The sequence below is a fragment of the Stenotrophomonas sp. 2694 genome, from assembly GCF_040548715.1.
GTDB classification, from domain to species: Bacteria; Pseudomonadota; Gammaproteobacteria; order Xanthomonadales; family Xanthomonadaceae; genus Stenotrophomonas; species Stenotrophomonas indicatrix.
In genome coordinates this window covers 1-24808 of the sequence record NZ_JBEPSG010000008.1, presented here as the reverse complement: position 1 = coordinate 24808, position 24808 = coordinate 1, and the positions used below count along the sequence as shown (strand labels likewise).

Sequence of the window (24808 nt, the reverse complement as noted above, 5' to 3'; positions counted from 1 at the left end):
GAATTGTACCGCTTTACAAACAAACACGCATGTATGTATATTTCCCTCCCATCATTCCCGTCGTGTGCGTGGCAGGCCTGTCCTGGCTCCCACTTCACGCGGGTGGGCGCTGTCCGCGCGGTCTTCACTCCTGCAAGGGGAGGGGCCGTCGTATCAGCACCTGCTGAGATCCCTCCCTTCAAGAGCCATTCCCATCATGTTGCTGAGCCGAATCCGACCCTTCGCGTTGTCGCTGGCGATCGCTGCCACCGTCGCTGCCTGCGGCGGCCAACCCCAGGCGCCCGAACAGGGGCCGGGCCAGGTCAGCGTGGTCACGCTGAAGTCCGAGACCGTCGGGCTGACCCGTGAGCTGCCGGGCCGCACCAACGCCTTCCTGGTGGCCGAAGTGCGCCCGCAGGTCAACGGCATCGTCGCCAAGCGCCTGTTCACCGAGGGTGGGATGGTCAAGGCCGGCGAGCCGCTGTACCAGATCGAGGACGCCAGCTATCGCGCCCAGGCCAACAGTGCGCGTGCACAGCTGGCCCGCGCCGAAGCCACCGCCAATGCGGCGCGGCTGAGCGCCAAGCGCATCACCGAACTGGCCAAGGTCGACGCGGTCAGCCAGCAGGATCTGGAAAACGCCGTGGCCGCGCAGAAGCAGGCAGAGGCCGATGTCGGCGCCGCCAAGGCCTCACTGGATGCCGCCAACGTGACCCTTGGCTATGCGCGCATCACCGCGCCGATCAGCGGCCGCATCGGCAAGTCCAGCGTCACCCAGGGCGCGCTGGTCAGCGCCGGCCAGGCCACGGCGCTGGCAACCGTGCAGCAGCTGGACCCGATCTACGTCGACCTGACCCAGTCCTCGGCCGAGCTGCTGCAGCTGCGCCGCGAACTGGCCGCCGGCCGCCTGCAGGACAACCAGCAGACGCCGGTCAGCATCCTGATGGAAGACGGCAGCACCTTCGAACACAAGGGCACGCTGGAGTTCTCCGAAGTCAGCGTCGATCCGGCCACCGGCAGCTTCGCGCTGCGGGTCAGGGTCGACAACCCCGATGGCCTGCTGATGCCGGGCATGTACGTGCGCGCGGTGATCGGCGGCGGTGTGCGCAGCGATGCGGTGCTGGTGCCGATGCAGGGCATCGCCCGCGATCCGAAGGGCGATACCAGTGCAATGGTGGTCGGCAAGGACAACAAGGTCGAAGTGCGCCCGGTCAAGGTCAGCCGCACCGTCGGCGACAAGTGGCTGGTCGAGGACGGCCTGAAGGCCGGCGACAAGGTCATCGTCGAAGGCCTGCAGAAGATCGGCCCGGGCATGCCCGTGAATGCCACCGAACAGGGCGCCGCCCCGGCCAAGCCGGCCGCCGCCCAACCTGCAGCTGCGGCCGCAGGCGCGAAGTAAGCGGAGAACTCCATGGCACGTTTCTTCATCGATCGACCCATCTTCGCGTGGGTCATCGCGATCATCATCATGCTCGCCGGCGGCCTGGCCCTGTTCAAGCTGCCGATCTCGATGTACCCCAACGTCGCACCGCCGGCGGTGGAAATCAGCGCCAGCTACCCGGGTGCTTCGGCCAAGGTGGTCGAAGACTCGGTGACGCAGATCATCGAGCAGAACATGAAGGGCCTTGATGGCCTGATCTATTTCTCCTCCAACAGCTCGTCCAACGGCCAGGCCACCATCACCCTGACCTTCGAGAGCGGGACCAACCCCGACATCGCCCAGGTGCAGGTGCAGAACAAGCTGCAGCTGGCGATGCCGCTGCTGCCGCAGGAAGTGCAGCGGCAGGGCATCAACGTGGCCAAGTCCAGCTCGGGCTTCCTGAACGTCATCGCGTTCGTGTCCGAAGACGGCAGCATGGATGCCAACGACATCGCCGACTACGTCGGTTCCAATGTCGTGGACCGTCTCAGCCGCGTTCCGGGCGTGGGCAACATCCAGGTGTTCGGTGGCAAGTACGCCATGCGCATCTGGCTGGACCCGAACAAGCTGCACACCTACGGCATGTCGGTGCCGGAAGTGGTCGCTGCGGTAAAGGCACAGAACGCGCAGGTGGCCATCGGCCAGCTGGGTGGTGCGCCGTCGGTGAAGGGCCAGCAGCTCAACGCCACCATCAACGCGCAGTCGCGCCTGCAGACCCCGGAACAGTTCCGCAACATCATCGTGCGCGGTGCGCAGGACGGTGCCGAACTGCGCCTGGGCGATGTAGCCCGCGTCGAGCTGGGCGCCGAGTCGTACGACTTCGTCACCCGCTACAACGGGCAGCCGGCCAGCGGCCTGGCGGTCACGCTGGCCACCGGCGCCAACGCGCTGGATACCGCTGCCGGTGTCGATGAAACGCTGAAGGAACTGGAAGGCTTCTTCCCGGCCGGCCTGAAGGCCGAGATCCCGTACGACACCACCCCGTTCGTGCGCGTGTCGATCAAGGGCGTGGTGCAGACCCTGCTCGAAGCGATCGTGCTGGTATTCGTGGTGATGTACCTGTTCCTGCAGAACTTCCGCGCCACCCTGATCCCGACCATCGCCGTGCCGGTGGTGTTGCTGGGTACCTTTGGCGTGCTGTCGGTGCTTGGCTTCTCGGTGAACATGCTGACCATGTTCGCGATGGTGCTGGCCATCGGCCTGCTGGTGGACGATGCCATCGTGGTGGTGGAGAACGTCGAGCGCATCATGTCCGAAGAGGGCCTGTCGCCGCTGGAAGCCACCCGCAAGTCGATGAGCCAGATCACCGGCGCGCTGGTGGGTATCGGCCTGGTGTTGTCGGCGGTGTTCGTGCCGATGGCCTTCATGAGCGGCTCCACCGGCGTGATCTACCGGCAGTTCTCGGCGACGATCGTGTCGGCGATGGCGTTGTCGGTGCTGGTCGCGATCGTGCTGACGCCAGCGCTGTGCGCGACCATGCTCAAGCCGCTGAAGAAGGGTGAGCACCATGTCGCCCACCGCGGTTTCGCCGGTCGCTTCTTCAACGGCTTCAACCGTGGCTTCGACCGCACCAGCGAGAGCTACCAGCGCGGCGTGCGCGGCATTCTGCATCGCCCGTGGCGGTTCATGGGCATCGTGGCCGCGCTGTTCCTGCTGATGGGCGTGCTGTTCGTGCGCCTGCCCAGCTCGTTCCTGCCCAACGAAGACCAGGGCGTGCTGATGGCGCTGGTGCAGGCGCCGGTGGGCGCAACCCAGGAGCGCACGCTGGAATCGATCGCCGCGCTCGAAAAGCACTTCATGGAAAACGAGAAGGGTGCGGTCGAATCGGTGTTCTCGGTGCAGGGCTTCAGCTTCGCCGGCATGGGCCAGAACGCGGGCATGGCCTTCGTCAAGTTGAAGGACTGGAAGGATCGTGACGCCGACAACGGCGTGATGCCGATCACCGGACGTGCGATGGCCGCGCTGGGGCAGATCAAGGATGCCTTCATCTTTGCCTTCCCGCCGCCGGCCATTCCGGAACTGGGTACGGCCTCCGGCTACACGTTCTTCCTGAAGGACAACAGCGGCCAGGGCCACGAGGCATTGCTGGCGGCCCGCAACCAGCTGCTGGGCCTGGCGGCCGGCAGCAAGAAGCTGGCCAACGTGCGACCGAACGGCCAGGAAGACACCCCGCAGTTCCGCATCGATATCGATGTGGCCAAGGCCAGCTCGCTGGGCCTGTCGATCGACCAGGTCAACACCACTCTGGCCACCGCGTGGGGCAGCTCGTACATCGATGACTTCATCGATCGCGGCCGCGTCAAGCGCGTGTTCGTGCAGGCTGACCAGCCGTTCCGCATGGTGCCGGAGGACTTCGATCTCTGGTCGGTGAAGAACGACAAGGGCGAGATGGTTCCGTTCAGCGCCTTCGCCAGCAAGCATTGGGACTACGGCTCGCCGCGCCTGGAACGCTACAACGGCGTGTCGGCTACCGAAATCCAGGGCGAACCGGCCCCGGGCGTGGCGTCCGGTGATGCCATGGCCGAGATCGAACAGCTGGCCAAGCAGTTGCCGGCGGGCTTCGGCGTCGAGTGGACGGCGATGTCCTACCAGGAACGCCAGGCGGGCTCGCAGACGCCGCTGCTGTACACCCTGTCGCTGATGATCGTGTTCCTGTGCCTTGCCGCGTTGTATGAAAGCTGGAGCGTGCCGACCTCGGTGCTGCTGGTGGCGCCGCTGGGCATCCTCGGTGCGGTGCTGGCCAATACCTTCCGTGGCATGGAGCGCGACATCTATTTCCAGGTGGCGATGCTGACCACGGTGGGTTTGACCAGCAAGAACGCGATCCTGATCGTCGAGTTCGCCAAGGAGCATCTGGAGAAGGGCGCGGGGCTGATCGAAGCGACGATGCACGCGGTCCGCGACCGTCTGCGCCCGATCATCATGACCTCGCTGGCCTTCGGCATGGGCGTGCTGCCGCTGGCAATCTCCAGCGGTGCCGGCTCCGGCGCCAAGCAGGCGATCGGCACCGGCGTGCTCGGTGGCATGGTGGTCGGCACCGTACTCGGCGTGTTCTTCGTGCCGCTGTTCTTCGTCGTGGTGCAGCGCGTGTTCAAGAAGCGCAACGCCACCAGCTGATTTGAAACGGTAGTGCCGGCCGCTGGCCGGCAGCTGCTGATCGCTTGATGTGAATCCAATGAGGTTGCCGGCCAGCGGCCGGCACTACCTCCTGCCATCCGGCAGTACCGATGGAAGTCATTCCAATGAAAAGTGCATCTCTGTTCCTCTCCATCGCTGCGGCACTGGCGCTTGCCGGCTGCGGCACCCTGGCGCCGAAGAACACCGCAGTGGCCCCGGCCATTCCGTCGCAGTGGCCGGCCGAAGCCGCGCAGGGCGAAGTGGCCGATGCGGCCGCGGTCGGCTGGCGTGACTTCTTCACCGACGAGCGCCTGCAGCAGGTGATCGGCCAGGCGCTGGACAACAACCGCGACCTGCGCGTGGCCGTGCTCAACGTCGAAAAGGCGCGTGGCCAGTATCGCGTGCAGCGCGCAGACCGGGTGCCGGCCGTGGCCGTGACCGGGCAGATGGACCGCCGCGGTGGCGACGTGCCGGTCACCGAGCAGTTCAGCGCGGGCGTCGGCGTGGCCGAGTTCGAACTGGACCTGTTCGGCCGCGTGCGCAACCTGAGCGAAGCCGCGCTGCAGCAGTACTTCGCTGTAGCCGCCAACCGCCGCAACGCGCAGCTGAGCCTGGTGGCCGAGACCGCCACCGCGTGGTTGACCTACGGTGCCGACGCGCAACAGTTGAAAATCGCCGAAGCCACGGTGAAGACCTATGAGGATTCGCTGCGCCTGGCCGAAGCACGCCATGAGCGCGGTGGCAGTTCGGGGTTGGAACTGACCCAGACCCGCACCCTGGTCGAGACTGCGCGTACCGATGCCGCACGCCTGCGTGGGCAGCTGGCCCAGGACCGCAACGCGCTGGCGCTGCTGGCCGGTGGCCAGCTGGATCCGGCGCTGCTGCCGGACAGCATCGCGCCGCAGGTGCTTGCGCTGGCACCACCGCCGGCTGGCCTGCCCAGCGACGTGCTGCTGCAGCGCCCGGACATCATGGCGGCGGAACATCAGCTGTTGGCGGCCAATGCCAACATCGGTGCCGCACGCGCTGCGTTCTTCCCCAGCATCTCGCTGACCGGCAGCATCGGCAGTGGTTCGGGTGAATTGTCCGGCCTGTTCGACAGCGGTACGCGGGTGTGGAGCTTCCTGCCGAAGATCACCTTGCCGATCTTCCAGGGCGGCAAGCTGCGCGCGAACCTGGCCGTGGCCAACGCCGACCGCGATATCGCGCTGGCGCAGTACGAAAAGTCGATCCAGAGTGGTTTCCGCGAAACCGCCGATGCGCTGGCATTGAATGTCAGCCTGGATGAACAGGCGGCCTCGCAGCAGCGCCTGGTGGAAGCGGCCGAGCAGGCCAACCGCCTGTCGCAGGCGCGCTATGACGCGGGCCTGGACAGCTTCGTCACCCTGCTGGATGCACGTCGTACCGCCTACAACGCGCAGCAGAGCCAGCTGCAGACACAGCTGGCGCAGCAGGCCAACCGCATCACGCTGTACAAGGTGCTGGGCGGCGGCTGGCACGAGCGCGGGTAAGCGCGCAGACCGGTAGTGCCGGCCGCTGGCCGGCAGCGCGCGGGATCAACAGGGATCGTGCAGTTGCCGGCCAGCGGCCGGCGCTACCGGTCAATGAGCAGGGCTACACCGCTTCGTCGTCGCGCCGCTCGGTGCGGCAGGCGCGTACCCGCGTCAATGCGTCGCCGGCTTCGCGCGCCATCCTTTCGTACTCGGCGCGGATCTCTTCCAGGCGCTCTTCGTCCAGTTCTTCCAGATCCAGCAGCTCGTTGTTGGCCTCGGCGGTGGCGCGGATCAGCTCGTCCAGCTTGATCTGCATCGCCGCGGTGTCCGAGTTCTGCGTGTGCTGGATCAGGAACACCATCAGGAAGGTGATGATGGTGGTGCCGGTGTTGATCACCAGCTGCCAGGTGTCGTTGAACTTGAATATGGGGCCACTGATGCCCCACAGCACGACGATCGATACTGCGGCCAGGAAGGTCCACGGCGAGCCGGTGGCGGCCGCGGCCTTCTTGGCGATCGTATTGAACAGGTTCCTTGCGCTCATCGTCATCGTTCCACGGGAATGGCGACGATCATCGGCACATGGCCGTGCAGGTGCCGTGCAGCAGGCGTGGACTCAGGCGCGCAGGCGCGGTGCTTCCTGGCTGCGCACCGGGCTGGCCAGGTAGACGTGCTGCCAGCAGCGTTCGACGAATTCGCGGGCCTGCGCTTCACTCAGGCGCGGCATGATCTGCAGGGCGTACTGGGTCTGGAACAGCTCATCGCGCTGGGCGTTGCTGGCGCGTGGCTGGGTGATCAGCGAATCACAGGCGAACTTGATCCACGGGACATAGGTGCCGAACGAGGTGTGCGCGAGTGCGCCATCGGCGTGCTGGCGGCGCCAGTAATCCAGCTCCGCATCGACATTGATGACAGGGGGAATGGCGGGAACTTCAGCGTGCATGACGATCCAATCGGTTGGAGGTGAAGGGAGTGGGGGCCCATTACAGTGTGGCCCGGGCGGCGGTGCATGCCGCGTCAGCGTGATGTGCAGCCAGCGTGGCGATGGCGCAGCAGCTGTGCGTGTTCAACCGCACCCAGGCGTTCGGCCATGGCGGCCATCGCATTGCACAGGCGCACCAGGTCGCGGGGATGGTCGTGCAGCAGATCCTGCTGCATGTCCTGGTAGGCGCTCCAGAACGGGGCACTGCGCTGGTGCAGTGCGTATTGCTGCTGCAGTCGGCTCCAGATCGCGGCCAGGGCCGGGTCACTGCGAGGACGTACGGCATGCGCTTGCATGGTCGGCTCCAATCCGGGGCGGGGCCCCGGTTGCATTCCACCCTAGACGTCGCTGCGCAGCAGGATGTTAGTGGCGCGTGTTGACGGCACGCAGCTGACTGCGCAGCAGTTCACGTTGAAGCGTGCAGACGCTGCCGGCACAAGGCTGTGCCGGCACTGAAGCGTTCATCAAGGCGGGCTCATCAGCCGTGGCGGATGCTCATTCGCCGATGTCTTCGTTCCAGATTTCCGGATGTTGCGCAATGAAACCGCCAAGCAGGTCCACGCATTCCTGGCTGTCCAGGTCGATCACGTTGACGCCGTTTTCCCGCAGCCAGTCGATGCCGCCCTGGAAAGTGCGCGATTCGCCGACCACCACCGTGCCGATGTTGAACTGCCGCACCAGGCCCGAGCAGTACCAGCACGGGGCCAGGGTCGTGACCATGATGGTGTCCTGGTAGCGGCGCTGGCGGCCGGCCTTGCGGAAGGCATCGGTTTCGCCATGCACGGACGGGTCACCTTCCTGCACGCGGCGGTTGTGGCCGCAGCCGAGCAGGCGGCCGTCGTTGTGGTACAGCGCCGCGCCGATCGGCACACCGCCCTCGGCCAGCCCCTGGCGGGCTTCGGCAATGGCGGTCTGCAGCAGGGCCTGGTAGTCGGGCGTGGTGATCATGCGGGGCTCCGGTAGGTCGTGGGGCGCCATGATACGGCCAGCGTTCCCCGCAGGGGCCCGGCGGTGCGATAATCGGGGGCATGAGCGAATCCCCCTACAAATCCGGTACCACCCATTTCGGGTTCCGCGACGTTGACGCCAAGGACAAGCAGAAGCTGGTCGGCCAGGTGTTCACGTCGGTCGCGCGCAACTACGACCTGATGAACGACCTGATGAGCATGGGCGTGCACCGGGCATGGAAGCGCTACTACGTCGCCACCGCGCAGGTGAAGCCGGGTGACCGCGTGCTCGATCTGGCCGGTGGCACCGGCGATATCGCCGCGCTGCTGAAGGAGCGCGTCGGTGCCGAGGGCTCGGTGGTGCTGGGCGACATCAACGCCGGCATGCTGTCGGTCGGCCGTGACCGCCTGACCAACCGCGGCCTGGTGCTGGGCCTGGACTATGTGCAGTGCAACGCCGAGGCCCTGCCGTTCCCGGACAACAGCTTCGACCTGGTGACCATCGCCTTTGGTCTGCGCAACGTGACCGACAAGGACGCTGGCCTGCGCGAGATGTTCCGCGTGCTGAAGGTGGGCGGCCAGGCCCGTGTGCTGGAGTTCTCCGAAGTCACCGCCGACTGGTTCAAGCCGATCTACGACTTCCACTCGTTCAAGATCCTGCCGAAGCTGGGCAAGCTGTTCGCCAACGATTCGGACAGCTACCAGTACCTGGCCGAGAGCATCCGCAAGCATCCGCCGCAGGAAGAACTGAAGGCGATGATGGGGCAGGCCGGCTTCGAGCGCTGCCACTACAAGAATCTGACCGGCGGCATCGTCTCGATCCACTCCGGCTACAAGCTGTAAGCCTTGACGGTCGCCGGGCATGGCCCGGCCGGCGCTACCACGCAACGTCCCGGCACGGTCCTGGTAGGTGCCAACCTTGGTTGGCACACGCCCGTCCGCGAGCGCTGACAGGTCCGTGCCAACCAAGGTTGGCACCTGCCGGGCCATCGCGGGGCCGGCCATTACCCCGCACCGCGCAACGCTTCCCGGCCGGGGGAGAGGTACCATTGGGGTTTGTTCCCCGTAACGGTCCCGATTCATGCGCAATCCGCTGATGCTCCTTCCGCTGGCCGTGGCCCTGGCCGCCGGCTGCTCCCAGGAGGCGGCCGCACCCGCCGCCGCCCCGACTGCCCAGAAGGCTCCCGCCGCCCCCGTGAACGCCGAAAACCGCAGCCACGATGAAAGCTCGTACGCCGAGCCGGACAAGGTCGTCGTCAAGGACATCGCGCTGGACCTGAAGCTGGACTTCGACCAGAAGCAGATCGGCGGCACCGCCACCTACACCCTGGAATGGAAGCAGAAGGACGCCAAGCAGCTGGTGCTGGACACCCGCGAGCTGAGCATCGCCAAGGTCGAAGCGATCGCCGCTGACGGTGCGCGCAGCCCGCTGCAGTTCGTGCTGGCCCCGGCCGACAAGGTGTTCGGCAGCAAGCTGACCATCGAAACCCCGCAACAGCCGGCCAAGGTCGAAGTGACCTACCACACCGCACCGACCGCTTCGGGCCTGCAGTGGCTGGCGCCGTCGATGACCGAGGGCAAGAAGCTGCCCTTCATGTTCAGCCAGTCGCAGGCGATCCACGCCCGTTCCTGGGTACCGCTGCAGGACACCCCGAGCGTGCGCTTCACCTACAGCGCGCACGTGGTCTCGCGCCCGGACGTGATGGTGCTGATGAGCGCCGACAACGATCCCAAGGCCGCGCGTGACGGTGACTACACCTTCAAGATGCCGCAGCCGATTCCGTCCTACCTGCTGGCGATCGCCGCCGGCGACCTGGTGTTCGAGCCGATCTCCGGCCGCTCCGGCGTCTGGGCCGAGCCGACCATGGTCAACAAGGCCGCCAAGGAATTCGAAGACACCGAGAAAATGATCGGTGCCGCCGAGAAGCTGTACGGCGAATACCGCTGGGGCCGCTACGACATGCTGGTGCTGCCGCCGTCGTTCCCGTTCGGCGGCATGGAAAACCCGCGCCTGACCTTCGCCACGCCGACCGTGATCGTCGGCGACAAGTCGCTGGTCTCTTTGGTCGCCCATGAACTGGCACACAGCTGGTCGGGCAACCTGGTGACCAACGCCAGCTGGAAGGACATCTGGCTCAACGAAGGCTTCACCACCTACGTCCAGGGCCGCATCACCGAAGCCCTGTATGGCAAGGAGATGGCCGAAATGGAAAAGCAGATCGACCAGACCGATCTGCTGGCCGAAGTGAAGGACATGAGCCCGGCCGACCAGGCGCTGGCGCTGCCGCCGCTGAACGAGCGTGATCCGGACGAAGCCCTGAGCCAGGTGGCCTACGTCAAGGGTTCGTGGTTCCTGGAATTCCTGGAACAGCGTTTCGGCCGCGAAACTTTCGATCCGTTCCTGCGCGGCTGGTTCGATGACCACGCCTTCCAGAGCGCCAACACCGACCAGTTCGTCGAGTACCTGAAGAAGAACCTGCTGCCGAAGAATCCGTCGGCGGTGACCGAGGCCGAACTGAAGGCGTGGCTGGACGAGCCGGGCATTCCGGCGTTCGCAGCCAAGGCGCAGTCGCGCAATTTCACCAGCGTCGATACCGCGCGCATCGCTTTCGCCAGCGCCGGCACCGTGCCGAGCAGCCAGGTGATCGCCGAGTGGAGCACCCAGGAATGGGTCCGCTTCATCGATGGCCTGGGCGCCACCCAGCCGCTGGACAAGCTGGCCACGCTGGACAAGGCGTTCCACTTCACTGGCACCCCGAATGGCGAGATCGCCATGCGCTGGTACCCGCTGACCATCCGCAGCGGCTACGAGCAGGCCAATGAAGCGGCCGCTGCGTTCATCGAGCGTGTCGGCCGTCGCAAGCTGATCCTGCCGATCTACGCTGAACTGGTGAAGACCCCGAAGGGGCTGGAGCTGGCCAAGCAGGCGTTCGAGAAGGCCAAGCCGGGCTACCACCCGATCACCACCGCCTCGGTGCAGGACATGCTGGCCAAGGCTGAAGCCAAGTAAACGGTAGTGCCGGCCGCCGGCCGGCAACCTGATGCTGCTTCACCAGCAACGGCGGGGAAACTCGCCGTTGCTGTATCCGCTTTTCGCTGCCGATAGAATCGGGATGCACCCGTAAAGGACTCCGCCATGAAACGACTGATCCTGCTCACCGCCTGCACCCTGGCCCTGGCCGCCTGCAGCAACCCCGAGGAAGAGCGCAAGGCGCAGGAGGCCGCCGCTGCCGCCGCGCAGGCGCAGAAGGAGGCCAAGGCCGAGGACGTGGCCAAGCAGTACGACATGGCCGTGGCCGCGCAGGACTGGGAGCGTGCGCGCCTGCATGGCGCCTCGCTGCTGGACCAGTACAAGGACACCGCCGCCGCCGAGCGCATCGCCGCCGGCTTCGACGAGGTCAAGGCCAAGGGCGATGCCGCGCGCGATCTGCGCCGCATGCAGGCGCTGTGGCAGTACAACCAGATTCCGGTCGGCAGCAAGGGCAACCAGGTGTCGGCACAGATCTTCAGCAAGGAGCGGGTGGATGTGGATGGCAGCGGCGCCAAGCCGGTGCAGCTGGTGTTCCGCGACCACCCCGAATGGAAGCGTCATGCCTACCTGGTGCTGCAGGCCGGCGATTTCCGTTGCCCGCAGTGCACGGTGAAGGTCACGGTGGACGGCGGCAAGCCGGTCTCCATGGCGGCCTGGCGGCCGAAGACCGACGAGGCGATCGCCATGTTCATCACCGACCAGAAGGCGTTGTGGAAGCTGGCAGCCAAGGGCAAGTCGATCAGCATCGAGTTCCCGGTCAAGGCCGGTGGCACGCGCACGGCCGTGTTCGAGACCGGTGGTGTGGATGCCAGCCGCATGCCGGCGTGGTGGCGTTGACCGTGCAGGCACCGGCGGCTGCGTCGTCGCTGTCGGCGATCCGCCACTGGGTGTTCGACATGGATGGCACGCTGACCGTGGCGGTGCATGATTTCGCGCGGATCAAGCGCGAACTGGCGATTCCGCAGGAGGATGACATCCTCACCCACCTGGCCGGGTTGCCGGCCGCAGAGGCCAGCGCCAAGCACGCCTGGCTGCTGGCGCACGAGCGTGCGCTGGCCGCTGCTTCCCAGCCGGCAACGGGAGCGGTGGCGCTGGTACGCGCGCTGCAGGGCGCCGGCTGCCGGCTGGGCATTCTGACCCGCAACGTGCGCAGCCTGGCGCAGGTCACCCTGCAGGCGATCGGGCTGGGCGACGTCTTTGCCGAAGACGACATCATCGGCCGCGACGAGGCCGAGCCGAAACCCTCACCGGCCGGGCTGCAGTACTTCCTGCGGCGTTGGCAGGTGGAACCTTCGCAGGTGGTGATGGTAGGCGACTACCGCTTCGATCTCGAATGCGGCCGCGCGGCGGGCAGCCGCACGCTGCTGGTCAACGCTCCGGACAACCCGTGGCCGGGCATGGCCTGTTGGCACCTGGCCGATTGCGGGGCGGTGCTGGAGCGCTGGGGAGGCTAGCGCGGTGCTCTGTGCGCGCGCTGGCGGGTAGCCAGGGGCCGCACCTGCAGTCAACTGCCGACTGTCATCACAGTGTATTGTGCGCGGTCGGCGGGACGTTCTTCGAATGACCCACCGGGGCTGAAGCGGAGGCGGTTGCGGAACCACCGCCGCTCACTGCCGCAGCCCGATTGAAGCTGAGGTGGATGCTGAAGGTGCCGGCGGGAAGTTCCGCTGCGCTGGCGGTTGTGTCGGGTAACACGTTGTCCGGTGTGGCCCGCTGCCAAGGATGGGGCATGGGTGTCCTTTGCTCCATTTCTGGATTCCTTTCATGCTCCGAGCTGCGTGGGTGTCGCTGTACCGGCGTCTGTGTCCGATTGCCGCCTTCTTCCTGTTTGGCCTGGTCGCCCTGTCGTTGTCCCGACTGGGGCTGTCGCTGTGGCATGCCGCGCGGGTGAGTGCTGCCGACGGCTGGTCCACGGTGCTGCTGCAGGGGCTGCGGGTGGATGTGTCGACCCTGTGCCTGCTGTACGGCATCCCTGCGGTGCTGGCGCTGCTGTTGCCGCTGGAGGGACGCGTGGGCCGCGCGTGGCGCCATCTGTTGCGGTGGTGGCTGATCCTGGCAAGCGTGCTGCTGGTGTTCATGGAACTGGCCACGCCGAGCTTCATGGCCGAGTACGGCCTGCGCCCCAATCGGCTGTTCCTGGAGTATCTGATCTATCCCGAAGAAGTCGGGATGACGCTGCTGCGCGGCCATCTGCTGGCCGTGGTGATCGAAGTTGCCGCTGTGATCGTGCTGTTCTGGGCATTGCTTCGCGGGTCGCGGCGCTGGGTCGGCAACAGCCCGGCGCTCGCAGTCGAAGCCGGATGGCTATGGCGGCTGCCATTGGCGTTGCTGGTGCTGCTGCTGGCGGCGCTGGGCGTGCGTTCCAGCCTGGGTCATCGGCCCTTGAATCCGGCGCTGGTGGCATTCTCTACCGACCCCACCATCAACGCCTTGCCGCTGAATTCGCTGTACACCGTCGGCTATGCCGCGCGGCAACTGGCGACCCGCAGCGAAACCTCTCGCGTCTACGGTGACCTGCCGCTTGCCGAGGTGATCAGCGAACTGCGCGCCAGCAGCGGCCTGCCGGCATCGGCGTACGTCTCCGACGCGTTGCCGAGCCTGGCGCTGCGTCCGCCGCAGTACCAGGGCAAGCCGCGCAATCTGGTGATCGTGCTGGAAGAAAGCCTGGGCGCGCAGTTCATCGGCAGTCTCGGCGGACGACCGTTGTCGCCCAACTACGACCGCCTGAGCACGCAGGGCTGGGCGTTCGAGCGGCTGTATGCCACCGGCACGCGTTCGGTGCGCGGCATCGAGGCGGTCCTGACCGGGTTCCCGCCGACCCCGGCCGAATCGGTGGTGAAGCTGCCTGCCAGCCGCCAGCGCTTTTTCACCCTGGCCGATGTGCTGGGGCGGCATGGCTACGACACCGGCTTCTACTACGGCGGTGAAAGCCACTTCGACAACATGCGCGAGTTCTTCCTCGCCAATGGCTTCACCCGCATCGTGGACCGCAAGGATTACCGCAAGCCGGCTTTCGTCGGCTCCTGGGGCGCGTCGGACGAGGATCTGTTCGCTCGCGCCGACCAGCAGTTCCGGCAGCTGAAAGCGCAGGGCACGCCGTTCTTCGGCCTGGTGTTCACCTCCAGCAACCACGATCCCTTCGAGTTCCCCGACGGCCGAATCGACCTGTACGAGCAACCGAAGCAGACCCGCGACAACGCCGCCAAGTACGCCGACTACGCGCTGGGCGAGTTCTTCCGCAAGGCGATGGCCTCACCGTACTGGCAGGACACCGTGTTCCTGGTGGTGGCCGACCATGATTCGCGGGTGTTCGGCAAGAACATGGTGCCGATCGGCAACTTCCATATTCCCGGGTTGATCCTTGGCGGCGGCATCGAGGCGCGCCGCGATGCCCGCATCGTCAGCCAGATCGATCTGCCGCCGACGCTGTTGTCATTGCTGGGCATTGCCGATGCCACCCCCACCGTTGGCCAGGACCTGACCGACCTGCAGCGGCTGCAGCCCGGACGCGCGCTGATGCAGTACGACCGCAATCTGGCGTGGATGGAGGGCAACGACGTGGCCATCCTGCAGCCGGACAAGCCAGCGCAGGGCTTCCGCTACGACCCGGCCAGCGACCAGCTGCAGCCGCAGCCGCTGCGGCCGGAACTGGCACGGCGCGCACATGCCTACGCGATGTGGGGCACGCTGGCCTACGAGAAAGAGCTGTACCGCTTGCCGAAGGCCAGGCCCTGAGATGGAGGTAGCGCCGGGCCATGCCCGGCGAGCGCGCAGCGCGGGCTGCATCTGGAATCGAAGGTGTCTGATCGGAAAGCCGCCGGGCGTGGCCCGGCGCTACCAGAGCGGTGCCGGCCGCCGGCCGGCAGGTCGACCAAGCATTCCCCACTGGCGCATCGGGTTGAATGCGCGGGCAGTTCGTTTACGCGTTCAACGCGTAACCGAACTGCTGCTTGAACTGCTCGTTGAACTCATCGAAGGTGAAGCGCTGGTTCTGGGTGCCCGGGTGTTCGACCTTCAGCGCGCCCATCAGGTTGCCCATGCGGCCGATGGTCAGCCAGTCGAAGCCCTTCTGGATGCCGTAGATCAGGCCGGCGCGGAACGCGTCGCCACAGCCGGTCGGATCGACCACGCGGCGCTCGTGCGCCGGCGGGATGTCGTAGCTCTTTTCCGGGGTGTGGATCACTGCGCCCTTCGGGCCGCGGGTGGTGATGTAGGCCTTGACCCGGCTGACGATCTCCTTTTCGTTCCAGCCGGTGCGTTCCTGCAGCAGGTTCGACTCATAGTCGTTGACCACCACGTAATCGGCCTGCTCGATGAACTCGCGCAGTTCCGGGCCGTTGAACAGCGGCATGGCCTGGCCCGGGTCGAAGATGAACGGCACGCCGTCTTCGTGGAATTCCAGCGCGTTCTGGATCATGCCTTCGCGGCCGTCCGGGCCGACCAGGCCCAGGCTGACGCCCGGCACGTCGCGCACGTGGTTTTCGTAGGAACGCATCATCGCGCCCGGGTGGAAGGCGGTGATCTGGTTGTTGTCGTGGTCGGTGGTGATGAACGCCTGCGGGGTGAACAGCTCATCGATCACGCGCACGCGGGTGAGGTCGATGCCCAGGGCATCGAAGTGCTCGCGGTACGGGCCGAAGTCCGAACCCACCGTGCCCATCGGGATCGGATCGCCACCGAGCAGGTGCAGGTTGTAGGCGATGTTGCCGGCGCAGCCGCCGAACTCGCGGCGCATGCGCGGCACCAGGAAGGACACGTTCAGGATGTGCACCTTGTCCGGCAGGATGTGATTCTTGAACTGGTCCGGGAACACCATGATGGTGTCGAAGGCAAGAGAACCACAGATCAGAGCGGACATCGATGTAAGCCTATGCGGTGAATTTTGGGGTGGGCCTGCCCACTTCGGCAGGCAAGCAAACGGCGCCCTTGGGCGCCCGACGGCGCAAAGGTTACCCGCTGGTGCCGCTCAGGGCCAGAACCGGGTGATGCCCGATCAGGCCGAAAGCCTGTGAAGGCGCGGGTTCAGCTAGTTTTCTCCTTGCTCGGCGGCAGGCAGGTTGCTAGGCTTGTCGACCTCGATTTCTGCCCATTTTTTCGCCATCCCGCGTTGGGCGCGACACCCCTCAGGATCAACTCCCAGATGTTCAAGAAACTGCGCGGCATGTTCTCCAATGACCTGTCCATCGACCTGGGCACGGCCAACACCCTCATCTATGTGCGTGGTCAGGGAATCGTGCTGAACGAGCCGTCCGTGGTCGCTGTGCGCCAGGATCGCGCCATTGGTGGTACCCGGTCGGTGGCAGCCGTTGGCGCCGAGGCCAAGCAGATGCTTGGCCGTACCCCGGGCCACATCACCACCATCCGCCCGATGAAGGACGGTGTCATCGCCGACTTCACCTACACCGAAGCGATGCTCAAGCACTTCATCAAGAAGGTGCACAAGTCGCGCTTCCTGCGCCCGAGCCCGCGCGTGCTGGTCTGCGTGCCGGCCGGCTCGACCCAGGTCGAGCGCCGCGCCATCAAGGAATCGGCCGAGGAGGCCGGTGCCCGTGACGTGTTCCTGATCGAAGAGCCGATGGCGGCTGCGATCGGTGCCGGCATGCCGGTCACCGAGGCCCGTGGCTCGATGGTCATCGATATCGGCGGCGGCACCACTGAAGTGGCGGTGATCTCGCTCAACGGCATCGTCTATTCCGCCTCGGTGCGGATCGGCGGCGACCGCTTCGACGAATCGATCACCAACTACGTCCGCCGCAACCACGGCATGCTGATCGGTGAAGCCACCGCCGAGCGCATCAAGGTCGAACTGGGCTGTGCCTACCCGCAGGCGGAAGCGATCGAGATGGAAATCTCCGGCCGCAACCTCGCCGAGGGCGTGCCGAAGATGATCAAGATCAGCTCCAACGAAGTGCTTGAAGCGCTGCACGAGCCGCTGTCCGGCATTGTCAGCGCGGTCAAGCTGGCACTGGAACAGACCCCGCCGGAACTGTGCGCCGACGTCGCCGAGCGCGGCATCGTGCTGACCGGTGGTGGCGCCCTGCTGCGCGACATGGACCGCCTGATTTCCGAGGAAACCGGTCTGCACGTGCAGGTGGCTGACGACCCGCTGACCTGCGTGGCCCGCGGTGGCGGTCGTGCGCTGGAACTGGTCGACATGCACGGCAACGAGTTCTTTGCGCCGGAATAAGCTGTCCCGGCTGCCTGCGCCCGCAGCGCCCCTCCGGGGTGCGGCCCGCCACATCGGCGGGTCGGCACCGGCGGGGCGCCCGCGTGTTTCCCTTCCGCCTTCTGCCAGTTGAATCGCTGCCGTGCCGCCCTACGCCGGACCTCCCGTCGCTTCCCGATCCGGTGATGCCGCCAGCCCGCTGCGGCTGCTGGCCTATCTCGCACTGGCAATCACCTTGATCGTCCTCGACGACCAGGCTGGCTGGCTGGCGCGTCTGCGCGAGCAGGCCAACAGCCTGGTGCAGCCGGTGTGGGCCCTGGCCGGCCTGCCCGGCAAGCTCGGCGGCCAGGTGCGCGACACCGCCGCCAGCCACGGCCAGCTGGTGACCGAGAACCGCGAGCTGCGCAACCAGCTGCTGCTGGCCAACGCCCGCCTGACCCGCCTGCAGACCGCCGCACTGGACAACGCCCAGTTGCGCGAACTGCTGAACGTGGCCGAGCGCAGTGGCCTGGACGTGCAGCTGGCGCCGATCCTGGACATCGACCTGGACCCGGTCAAACAGCGCCTGGTACTGGACGCTGGCAGCCGCGAAGGCGTGCACGTTGGCCAGGCGGTGATCGATTCCGGCGGCCTGATGGGCCAGGTGATCAGCGTGACCGCGGGCAGCTCTACCGTGCTGTTGCTGACCGACCCCGACCACGCGGTGCCGGTGACCGTGGCCCGCAATGGCGTGCGCCTGATCGTCTACGGCCGCGGCGACAAGCTGGAACTGCGCGACATCCCGCTCAGCGCTGGCGTGGAAGTGGGCGATGAGATCGTCACGTCCGGTCTCGGCGGCCGCTTCCCGGCCGGATTCCCGGTCGGCACCATCACCGGGCTGCGCCCGGACGATACCCATGCCTTCCTGGTGGGCGAACTGAAACCGGCCGCGCAGCTTGATCGCGGCCGCGACGTGCTGCTGCTGCGCCCTGGCGCTGCGATCCGCATTCCGCCGAACCTGCGCCTGCAGATGGAACAGGCCGCTCCCGGTGGCCCGGCCGATGCCACAGCGCTGCCGACCGGACCCGCGCCTGCAGCAACGCAGGCTACCCCGGTAGTGCCGGCCGCTGGCCGGCAGCCGTCCTCGTCTGCGACGAGCCCGTCGGGCCTCGCGCCTTCGACGACGCAGCCCTCCCCGGTAGTGCCGGCCGCTGGCCGGCAACCGCAGCAAACGCAACCGCAGCCCACCCAACCGCAGCCGGAGGCGCAGCGATGAGCCGCCTTCGCGACAACCGCTGGGTGCTGCCGGCCAGCCTGGTGGTGGCCCTGCTGCTGGGCCTGCTGCCGTTGCCCGCGCTGCTGCAGCCGCTGCGTCCGTATTGGCTCGCACTGGTGCTGGCCTACTGGGTCATCGAAGCACCCGAGCGCGTCGGCCTCGGCATCGCCTTCGCCAGCGGCGTCGTCGCCGACCTGCTGTATGGCGGGGTGCTGGGCGAGCAGGCGCTGCGCTTGGTGATGCTGGCCTTCATCCTGCAGCGCTTCCGCGCGCGCATCCGCTTCTTCCCGATGTCGCAGCAGATGCTGGCCATCGGCGGCCTGCTGTTCAACGATCGCATCGTCAGCGCGCTGGTCCATATCCTGGTGGGCGAGCCGACCCTGCCGTGGTCGTACTGGTGGGCACCGTTGCTGGGCATGGGCCTGTGGCCGCTGGTGTTCGTACTGCTGGACGCGGTGCGCTTCGGCAAGCGCGGGCGCTGAGCCATGCTGCCGCGCCGCCAGGTCAAGAATCCGCACGCCGAAGCCGAACAGTTCCGGCGCCGTGCGGCGTTGGGCTTCTTCGGCGTGCTGGTCTGCCTGCTGGGCCTGGGCGGCTGGTACTTCAAGCTGCAGGTGCTGGACCACGACATCTACGCCACCCGATCCGAAGCCAACCGCATCAAGCCGCGGCCGGTGGTGCCCGGGCGCGGCATGATCTATGACCGCAATGGTCGGTTGCTGGCCGAGAACGTGCCGGCATTCCGCCTGGATGTGACCCCGGACAAGGTCAAGGACATGGACGCCACCTTGGAAGGGCTGGCGAAGATCATCCAGATCAGTCCGGAAGAGCTGGAAGCGTTCAACAAGTCGCGCAAGGCGCGCCGCAAGTTCCTGCCGGTCACGCTGAAGCTGCGCATGAGCGATGAGGAAATGGCGCGCTTCGCGGTGGACCGCTGGCGCTTTCCCGGCGTCGAGCTGGAACCGTACCTGACCCGTCGCTATCCCTATGGCGACCTCTTCGCGCACATCATCGGCTACGTTGGCCGGGTCGATGACAAGGATCTGGAGATCCTCGGCGAGGGCAATGCCGCATTGACCCACATCGGCAAGTCCGGCCTGGAGCGTTATTACGAGCAGGAACTGCGCGGCAAGGTCGGCTACGAGCAGGTCGAGACCAACGTGCAGGGCCGCGCGATCCGCACCATCGGTCGTGTCGCTGCGCAATCCGGCGCCGACCTGCGGCTGTCGATCGACGCCGACCTGCAGCGGGCGATGGTGGCTGCCTTCGGTGATCAGGAAGGCTCGGCCGTGGCGATGGACCCGCGTACCGGTGAAGTGCTGGCGATGGTCAGCCTGCCGTCCTACGACCCGAACCTGTTCGTCAACGGCATCTCGCATGCCGATTTCAAGGCGCTGAACGACAACCCGTCGCGCCCGCAGTTCAATCGCCTGGTACTCGGCGGCGTTGCCCCCGGTTCGACCCTGAAGCCGCTGATCGGCTTGGCCGGCCTCGATTCGGGCGTTCGCCGTCCGGAGGACAAGGTGCTGTCGACCGGCATGTTCTACCTGCCGGGCACCTCGCGTGGCTGGGGTGATTCACATCGTGGCGGTCACGGCTGGACCGATCTGCGCAAGTCCATCGCGCAGTCGGTCAATACCTACTACTACCGGCTGGCATTGGACCTGGGCATCGAGCGGTTCGATCATTACATGGAGTACTACGGCTTCGGCCAGCCGACCGGCATCGATCTGACCGGCGAGATCTCCGGCATCCTGCCGTCGCCGGCCTACAAGCGGAAGAGCCGCAAGGAAGCCTGGTATCCCGGCGACACGGTGAACATCAGCATCGGCCAGGGCGACTGGAAGGTCACCCCGCTGCAGCTGGCCCGTGGTGTCAGCGGCCTGGCCAATGGCCAGCTGCGCACGCCGCATCTGGTGATGCAGCAGCGTGCTGGTTTCGACAGCGACTGGGTGGCGGCGGAGCCCGGCCCGAGCAAGCCGGTCAGCCCCAACCCGAACAATCTTCAGGCCGTGCGCGAAGGCATGATGGCCACCATGCTTCCCGGCGGCAGCGCCGCACGCATGGCGGCCGGCGCGCCCTACACGATGGCGGGCAAGACAGGCACGGCACAGGTCGTCAGCCGCAAGGGCACGGCCGCGGTCAATCCCAGAAGCCTGCCGATGCACCTGCGCCACCGTGCGCTGTTCGTCGGCTTCGCGCCGGCCGAGCAGCCGGTGATCGCGCTGGCCATCGCCGTGGAAGGCGGCGGTTACGGCGGCGCGGCGGCCGCACCGATCGCGCGCAAGATCTTCGATGCCTGGCTGCTGGGCAAGATGCCTGAAGGCATGCAGCCGCTGGACAGCGAACGCGGCACCACCGCCATCGGCATCACCGCCTTCGACAATGAGGATGTGAACGCGCGTCCGGCCGGCGACGCCGCCGCCGCCGAGCTGGGCGAGCACCCGGTGCTGATCGGCATGCCCGCACCGCAACCGGCGCCGGCGCCGGCACCGGTTCCGGGTTCGCCATCTGCTGCGGCGGTGCCCGTCGGTCCTCGCCCGACCGTCGCGGCGGAGGCCAGCCGATGAGCGCCTTCCTGCGCTGGGCCGGGGAAATGCTGCAGCGGTTCTTCAGCAGCCTCGACTGGCTGCTGTGCCTGGCCCTGGGCGCGCTGATGGTGATCGGCCTGGCGACGTTGAAGAGTGCTGGCGGCGATGGCCTGGTGATGGCGCAGGGCGTGCGTTTTGCCGTGGGCCTGGCGGCGATGTGGGGCATTTCGCGGGCGCCGATCCTGCGCATCCGCTCGGCCACGCCACTGATCTACGCCATCTCGATGATCCCGTTGCTGGCGGTGTTCGCGCTGGGAACGGGAAAATACGGCCGGCAGTGGCTGGACCTCAAGTTCTTCTACCTGCAGCCGGCCGAACTGCTCAAGGTCAGCCTGCCGATGATGGTGGCCTGGTACCTGCACAAGATGCCGCTGCCGCCGCGCTTCAACACGGTGCTGGTGGCGATGGTGATCATCGGTGTGCCGACCGGGCTGGTGATGCTGCAGCCGGACTTCGGCACCGGCGTGCTGATCGCCGCCAGTGGTGTGTTCGTGCTGCTGCTGGCGGGCCTGCCGTGGTGGTGGGTGGGGCTGGGCGTGGGCGGTGTGGCAGCGGTGGCGCCGGTCGCCTGGTTCTGGTTGCTGCGGCCGTACCAGAAGGACCGCATCATGATGTTCCTCGACCCGGAAATGGATGCGCTGGGCGCGGGCTGGAACATCATCCAGTCGAAGATCGCCATTGGTTCCGGCGGTTTCGACGGCAAGGGCTGGGGCGAAGGCTCGCAGTCGCACCTGAATTTCATTCCCGAGCAGACCACCGACTTCGCGTTCTCGGTGCTGAGCGAGGAGTTCGGCTGGATCGGCGTGGCGCTGGTGCTGACGCTGTACCTGGTGGTGATCGGGCGCTGCCTGTGGATCGCCAGCCAGTCGCGCGATTCGTACTCGCGCCTGCTGGCGGGTGCCACGGGTCTGGCGTTCTTCGTCTATGTGCTGGTGAACGGCGGGATGATTTCCGGCCTGCTGCCGGTGGTAGGTGTGCCGATGCCGTTGATCAGTTACGGCGGTACGTCGGCGGTGTCGCTGCTGGCGGGGTTCGGGTTGGTGATGGCGGTGCGTCGTCACAATCCGGTGCATGGCGGTTACGGGTAGTTTCCAGCCATCGGCGCAGCCCCTCGTGGGTGGTTGCTGAAAGCAACAGCCGTGGTTGGCCGGGCGGGGTGGATTCGCGGGGGACGCCGTGAACCCATCCCTGGGGACTTGGCCGCGGCATCCATGCCGCGGACACCCCCGCGAAGCCACCCCGCCCGGCCTCTGACAGTTTCCTGCGGTGGCCACCCACGCAAAGAGAAATAAAGCAGAGCAGAAGCGGGTCGCTTCGCTCTTTGTAGTGCCGAGCCATGCTCGGCTCAGGGCCGGCATGCGCTGTACGAGAGGCAGGCGAGGGCACAGCGACGTGCGCATTACGCGGCCTGCAACTGCACATCCACGTATTCCGACAGGCCTCGGCAGGCCAGCAGCAGTCCTTCGCGGGCGTCGTCGGGCAGATGCTGCGTGTCGTCCCCGTCCACGCGTACGCGTTCGCTGGCGTGCAGCAGTTCCAGCAGGAAGGTCAGCCCGGCATTGGCGCGGTCGATGCGCGCCATCGCCATGCACTGCGCCTGCGTTCGCCCTTTGCTCGGCCACGGCTGGCCATCTGCCGCTTCCACCTGGCGGATGCGCTGCGGCAGTCCAGCAGGGTAGGGCCGCCCGGCGCGTTGGCGGCCTGCGTTGCAGTGAGCGTGGTTTCCAGCGCGCGGGCGATGTCATGCGGCAGCTGGTGAGCAGCCTCGCCCAGCGTGGCGAACAGGTACGGGTAGGTGGAAGCGGACATGGCGGGGTCCTCGTGCGGTCGGCAAGGGCCACCCCGCGTGGAGGCGAGGGTGGCAGGCGATGCGTGGCTCCAATACCGGTGATAGACGCTGGAACGCCGGCGGGCACGAGGCCCTCCACGCACCGCCCGCCAAAGACGCACGGACGGATTGCCAGCCGACGCCGCTCAACAAGGAAAAAGCGACGCCGGCTGGCAAGCGTAAACAACGCATCTATCAAACGGGATTGGAGTCCCGTGCCACCCGTTGTCGGTGGCCGCACATGATGTGCACGGGGCCCTTGCGGCTCCAATCAGAATTGTTTGAAACCCGGAAAGTCCAGTCGCCAAAAGCAGTTGTCGCCGAAGGAGTCGATAGCGTCAAACAGCGCTGACAGCTTCGCGAAAGCGCCGGTTGCTACCGTGCCGCGGGTGAAATGGAAACGAATGCTTGGTGGCTGCCGTGAGGCGCTGCGCACGATCGATCTGCCGTTGCTGATCGCGTTGTTGATCCTGATGGGCGCAGGCCTGGCGGTGCTGCACAGCGTGAACGGGCCGGTGCACGGGCAGGCGATGCGCTTTGCCGGTGGCCTGGCAGCGATGTGGCTGCTGTCGCGGGTCTCGCTGCTGCGCCTGCGCGCGTGGACGCCGGCGATCTATGCACTGTCGATGCTGCCGTTGATGGCGGTGTACGTGATCGGCACCGGCAAATACGGGCAGCGCTGGCTCAACCTCGGCGTGTTCTACCTGCAGCCTTCGGAACTGCTCAAGCTCAGCCTGCCGTTGATGATGGCCTGGTATCTGCACCGCCAGCCGCTGCCGCCATCGCCGCGCACGGTGCTGACGGCCGCAGTACTGATCGGGGTGCCAGCGCTGCTGATCCTGATGCAGCCCAACCTGGGTACCGCCACCCTGGTGACGGCCAGTGGCGTGTTTGCGTTGCTGCTGGCTGGACTGCAGTGGCGCTGGGTGGTGGCCGGCTTGAGTGCGGTATCGGTGGCTGCGCCACTGGCGTGGTTCGGGCTGCTGCGGCAATACCAGAAGAATCGCGTGCTGACCTTCCTGGATCCGGCTGCCGATCCGTTGGGCACCGGCTGGAACATCCTGCAGTCGCGCATCGCCATCGGCTCGGGTGGCCTGCAGGGCAGGGGCTGGGGGCACGGCACGCAGGCGACGTTGGATTTCCTGCCCGAGTACACCACCGATTTCGCGTTCTCGGTGCTTGCCGAGGAATTCGGCTGGATTGGCGTGGTGGTGGTGTTCGCGCTGTATCTGTTCGTGGTCGGGCGTTGCCTGTCGATCGCGGTGCAGGCACGCGACACGCACGCGCGGTTGTTGGCTGGGAGCCTCGGCCTGGCGTTCTTCGTGTACGTGCTGGTCAACGGCGGGATGATTTCCGGATTGCTGCCGGTGGTGGGCATTCCGATGCCGTTGATCAGTTATGGCGGCACCTCGGCGGTGTCGTTGCTGGCGGGGATCGGGCTGGTGATGGCGGTGCGGGGGCATCGGCCGGTGCACGCGTAGGTTTCCAGCCAACGGCACAGCCCCTCGTGGGTGGGGCGGGTGGGTCGTGGAAAGCTGGATTGCTGAGGGCTGGCCGGGCGGGTGGATAGTGCGGGGACGCCGTGAACCCATCCCTGGGGGCTTGGCCGCGGCATCCATGCCGCGGACACCCCGCACTACCCACCCGCCCGGCCGCTGACAGGTTCCTGCAGCGTCCACCCACGCAAGAAGAAAAAAAGATCAAAAGCAAAAGCAGCATGGCCGGTTGCCCACGCTTCCTGTAGAGCCGAGCCCACGCTCGGCTCAGAGCGAAGCGACCCGCTGTTGCTCTTCGCTCTTCTTTTTTCTCTTTGCGTGGGTGGAAGCTGCAGGAACCTGTCCGTGGCCGGGTAGATGGGTTGCGCAGGGGTGTCTGCGGCATGGATGCCGCGGACAAGCCCCCAAGGTGAAGTGACCCCCAGGAGTTGGACACCTGATCCAACCCCGAGGGTTACATGAATAGATATGAGGTTTGTTTCAAATTGCAGGTCGCCAAAGAG

20 protein-coding genes and 1 pseudogene are annotated in these 24808 nt (G+C 66.5%); 14 read left to right on the top strand and 7 right to left on the bottom strand.

Annotated features, from left to right (window positions below; genetic code table 11):
• Nucleotides 1-196 precede the first annotated feature (196 nt).
• The 3 genes from smeD to smeF all read left to right on the top strand — a co-directional run bounded on the left by smeD (nucleotide 197) and on the right by smeF (nucleotide 6027).
• Nucleotides 197-1378: a multidrug efflux RND transporter periplasmic adaptor subunit SmeD gene (gene smeD / locus ABIA73_RS11645; RefSeq protein ID WP_032976547.1), complete on the top strand. Its 1182-nt coding sequence runs from the start codon at nucleotides 197-199 to the stop codon at nucleotides 1376-1378.
• Between the two features lie 12 nt (nucleotides 1379-1390).
• Complete coding sequence (smeE, locus tag ABIA73_RS11640; protein WP_080149814.1) at nucleotides 1391-4516, top strand: multidrug efflux RND transporter permease subunit SmeE; 3126 nt, start codon at nucleotides 1391-1393, stop codon at nucleotides 4514-4516.
• 110 nt (nucleotides 4517-4626) lie between these two features.
• Entirely contained in the window at nucleotides 4627-6027 is a 1401-nt protein-coding gene (gene smeF, locus ABIA73_RS11635; protein WP_144435806.1) for a multidrug efflux RND transporter outer membrane subunit SmeF, read from the top strand.
• A 103-nt stretch (nucleotides 6028-6130) separates the two neighbouring features.
• Here smeF and ABIA73_RS11630 read toward each other — a convergent pair whose 3' ends face one another.
• The 4 genes from ABIA73_RS11630 to ABIA73_RS11615 form a co-directional block, all read right to left on the bottom strand.
• Nucleotides 6131-6553 carry a low affinity iron permease family protein gene (locus tag ABIA73_RS11630; RefSeq protein ID WP_025877275.1) on the bottom strand — a complete coding sequence of 141 codons (423 nt, stop codon included), beginning with the start codon at nucleotides 6551-6553 and terminating at the stop codon, nucleotides 6131-6133.
• 72 nt (nucleotides 6554-6625) lie between these two features.
• Entirely contained in the window at nucleotides 6626-6952 is a 327-nt protein-coding gene (locus ABIA73_RS11625) for a hypothetical protein (protein ID WP_025877273.1), read from the bottom strand.
• A 74-nt stretch (nucleotides 6953-7026) separates the two neighbouring features.
• The gene (locus tag ABIA73_RS11620; protein WP_025877271.1) at nucleotides 7027-7287 is read right to left on the bottom strand and encodes a hypothetical protein; all 261 of its coding nucleotides are present in this window, start codon (nucleotides 7285-7287) and stop codon (nucleotides 7027-7029) included.
• Nucleotides 7288-7486: 199 nt separating this feature from the next.
• Nucleotides 7487-7939 (bottom strand): nucleoside deaminase, encoded by a 453-nt coding sequence (locus tag ABIA73_RS11615; protein ID WP_005411083.1) that lies wholly within the window; start codon nucleotides 7937-7939, stop codon nucleotides 7487-7489.
• An 80-nt stretch (nucleotides 7940-8019) separates the two neighbouring features.
• Between ABIA73_RS11615 and ubiE the strand changes: the two genes are divergently transcribed.
• The 5 genes from ubiE (at nucleotide 8020) to ABIA73_RS11590 (ending at nucleotide 14704) form a co-directional block, all read left to right on the top strand.
• Nucleotides 8020-8781, top strand: coding sequence for a bifunctional demethylmenaquinone methyltransferase/2-methoxy-6-polyprenyl-1,4-benzoquinol methylase UbiE (ubiE, locus tag ABIA73_RS11610; RefSeq protein WP_025877269.1), 762 nt, complete (start codon nucleotides 8020-8022; stop codon nucleotides 8779-8781).
• A 238-nt stretch (nucleotides 8782-9019) separates the two neighbouring features.
• Nucleotides 9020-10948: a M1 family metallopeptidase gene (locus ABIA73_RS11605; RefSeq protein ID WP_354275828.1), complete on the top strand. Its 1929-nt coding sequence runs from the start codon at nucleotides 9020-9022 to the stop codon at nucleotides 10946-10948.
• 126 nt (nucleotides 10949-11074) lie between these two features.
• On the top strand, nucleotides 11075-11806 hold the full coding sequence (locus ABIA73_RS11600; protein WP_315830040.1) for a hypothetical protein: 732 nt from the start codon (nucleotides 11075-11077) through the stop codon (nucleotides 11804-11806).
• Entirely contained in the window at nucleotides 11794-12423 is a 630-nt protein-coding gene (locus ABIA73_RS11595; protein ID WP_099785438.1) for an HAD family hydrolase, read from the top strand. The genes ABIA73_RS11600 and ABIA73_RS11595 overlap by 13 nt, the downstream gene beginning before the upstream one ends.
• Nucleotides 12424-12733: 310 nt before the next feature.
• Nucleotides 12734-14704, top strand: coding sequence for an LTA synthase family protein (locus ABIA73_RS11590; RefSeq protein ID WP_354275827.1), 1971 nt, complete (start codon nucleotides 12734-12736; stop codon nucleotides 14702-14704).
• A gap of 184 nt (nucleotides 14705-14888) precedes the next feature.
• Here ABIA73_RS11590 and ABIA73_RS11585 read toward each other — a convergent pair whose 3' ends face one another.
• Entirely contained in the window at nucleotides 14889-15827 is a 939-nt protein-coding gene (locus ABIA73_RS11585; protein ID WP_059065157.1) for a carbohydrate kinase family protein, read from the bottom strand.
• Nucleotides 15828-16109: 282 nt separating this feature from the next.
• Between ABIA73_RS11585 and ABIA73_RS11580 the strand changes: the two genes are divergently transcribed.
• The 5 genes from ABIA73_RS11580 (at nucleotide 16110) to rodA (ABIA73_RS11560) (ending at nucleotide 22069) form a co-directional block, all read left to right on the top strand.
• Nucleotides 16110-17156: a rod shape-determining protein gene (locus ABIA73_RS11580; RefSeq protein ID WP_025877255.1), complete on the top strand. Its 1047-nt coding sequence runs from the start codon at nucleotides 16110-16112 to the stop codon at nucleotides 17154-17156.
• A 121-nt stretch (nucleotides 17157-17277) separates the two neighbouring features.
• Complete coding sequence (gene mreC, locus ABIA73_RS11575) at nucleotides 17278-18390, top strand: rod shape-determining protein MreC (RefSeq protein ID WP_140225480.1); 1113 nt, start codon at nucleotides 17278-17280, stop codon at nucleotides 18388-18390.
• Complete coding sequence (gene mreD / locus ABIA73_RS11570) at nucleotides 18387-18872, top strand: rod shape-determining protein MreD (RefSeq protein ID WP_025877251.1); 486 nt, start codon at nucleotides 18387-18389, stop codon at nucleotides 18870-18872. The genes mreC and mreD overlap by 4 nt, the downstream gene beginning before the upstream one ends.
• 3 nt (nucleotides 18873-18875) lie before the next feature.
• Nucleotides 18876-20960 (top strand): penicillin-binding protein 2, encoded by a 2085-nt coding sequence (gene mrdA, locus ABIA73_RS11565; RefSeq protein ID WP_354275826.1) that lies wholly within the window; start codon nucleotides 18876-18878, stop codon nucleotides 20958-20960.
• Nucleotides 20957-22069 carry a rod shape-determining protein RodA gene (gene rodA / locus ABIA73_RS11560; protein WP_025877247.1) on the top strand — a complete coding sequence of 371 codons (1113 nt, stop codon included), beginning with the start codon at nucleotides 20957-20959 and terminating at the stop codon, nucleotides 22067-22069. Before mrdA ends, rodA (ABIA73_RS11560) begins: the two co-directional genes overlap by 4 nt.
• Nucleotides 22070-22380: 311 nt before the next feature.
• Here the strand turns inward: rodA (ABIA73_RS11560) and ABIA73_RS11555 are convergent.
• Nucleotides 22381-22790 (bottom strand): annotated as a pseudogene (locus ABIA73_RS11555) (hypothetical protein).
• Nucleotides 22791-23213: 423 nt separating this feature from the next.
• Between ABIA73_RS11555 and rodA (ABIA73_RS11550) the strand changes: the two are divergent.
• Nucleotides 23214-24290, top strand: coding sequence for a rod shape-determining protein RodA (gene rodA, locus ABIA73_RS11550; protein ID WP_180831964.1), 1077 nt, complete (start codon nucleotides 23214-23216; stop codon nucleotides 24288-24290).
• Nucleotides 24291-24445: 155 nt separating this feature from the next.
• On the opposite strand, the gene ABIA73_RS11545 is transcribed toward rodA (ABIA73_RS11550), so the two are convergent.
• A partial coding sequence (locus ABIA73_RS11545) for a hypothetical protein (protein ID WP_354275825.1) occupies nucleotides 24446-24808 on the bottom strand: 363 nt, incomplete at its 5' end.

Coding starts and splice junctions, on each gene's coding strand:
- smeD (WP_032976547.1), top strand. CDS start 197: ATGTTGCTGAGCCGAATCCGACCCTTCGCGTTGTCGCTGGCGATCGCT.
- smeE (WP_080149814.1), top strand. CDS start 1,391: ATGGCACGTTTCTTCATCGATCGACCCATCTTCGCGTGGGTCATCGCG.
- smeF (WP_144435806.1), top strand. CDS start 4,627: ATGGAAGTCATTCCAATGAAAAGTGCATCTCTGTTCCTCTCCATCGCT.
- ABIA73_RS11630 (WP_025877275.1), bottom strand. CDS start 6,553: ATGAGCGCAAGGAACCTGTTCAATACGATCGCCAAGAAGGCCGCGGCC.
- ABIA73_RS11625 (WP_025877273.1), bottom strand. CDS start 6,952: ATGCACGCTGAAGTTCCCGCCATTCCCCCTGTCATCAATGTCGATGCG.
- ABIA73_RS11620 (WP_025877271.1), bottom strand. CDS start 7,287: ATGCAAGCGCATGCCGTACGTCCTCGCAGTGACCCGGCCCTGGCCGCG.
- ABIA73_RS11615 (WP_005411083.1), bottom strand. CDS start 7,939: ATGATCACCACGCCCGACTACCAGGCCCTGCTGCAGACCGCCATTGCC.
- ubiE (WP_025877269.1), top strand. CDS start 8,020: ATGAGCGAATCCCCCTACAAATCCGGTACCACCCATTTCGGGTTCCGC.
- ABIA73_RS11605 (WP_354275828.1), top strand. CDS start 9,020: ATGCGCAATCCGCTGATGCTCCTTCCGCTGGCCGTGGCCCTGGCCGCC.
- ABIA73_RS11600 (WP_315830040.1), top strand. CDS start 11,075: ATGAAACGACTGATCCTGCTCACCGCCTGCACCCTGGCCCTGGCCGCC.
- ABIA73_RS11590 (WP_354275827.1), top strand. CDS start 12,734: ATGCTCCGAGCTGCGTGGGTGTCGCTGTACCGGCGTCTGTGTCCGATT.
- ABIA73_RS11585 (WP_059065157.1), bottom strand. CDS start 15,827: ATGTCCGCTCTGATCTGTGGTTCTCTTGCCTTCGACACCATCATGGTG.
- ABIA73_RS11580 (WP_025877255.1), top strand. CDS start 16,110: ATGTTCAAGAAACTGCGCGGCATGTTCTCCAATGACCTGTCCATCGAC.
- mreD (WP_025877251.1), top strand. CDS start 18,387: ATGAGCCGCCTTCGCGACAACCGCTGGGTGCTGCCGGCCAGCCTGGTG.
- mrdA (WP_354275826.1), top strand. CDS start 18,876: ATGCTGCCGCGCCGCCAGGTCAAGAATCCGCACGCCGAAGCCGAACAG.
- rodA (WP_025877247.1), top strand. CDS start 20,957: ATGAGCGCCTTCCTGCGCTGGGCCGGGGAAATGCTGCAGCGGTTCTTC.
- rodA (WP_180831964.1), top strand. CDS start 23,214: ATGCTTGGTGGCTGCCGTGAGGCGCTGCGCACGATCGATCTGCCGTTG.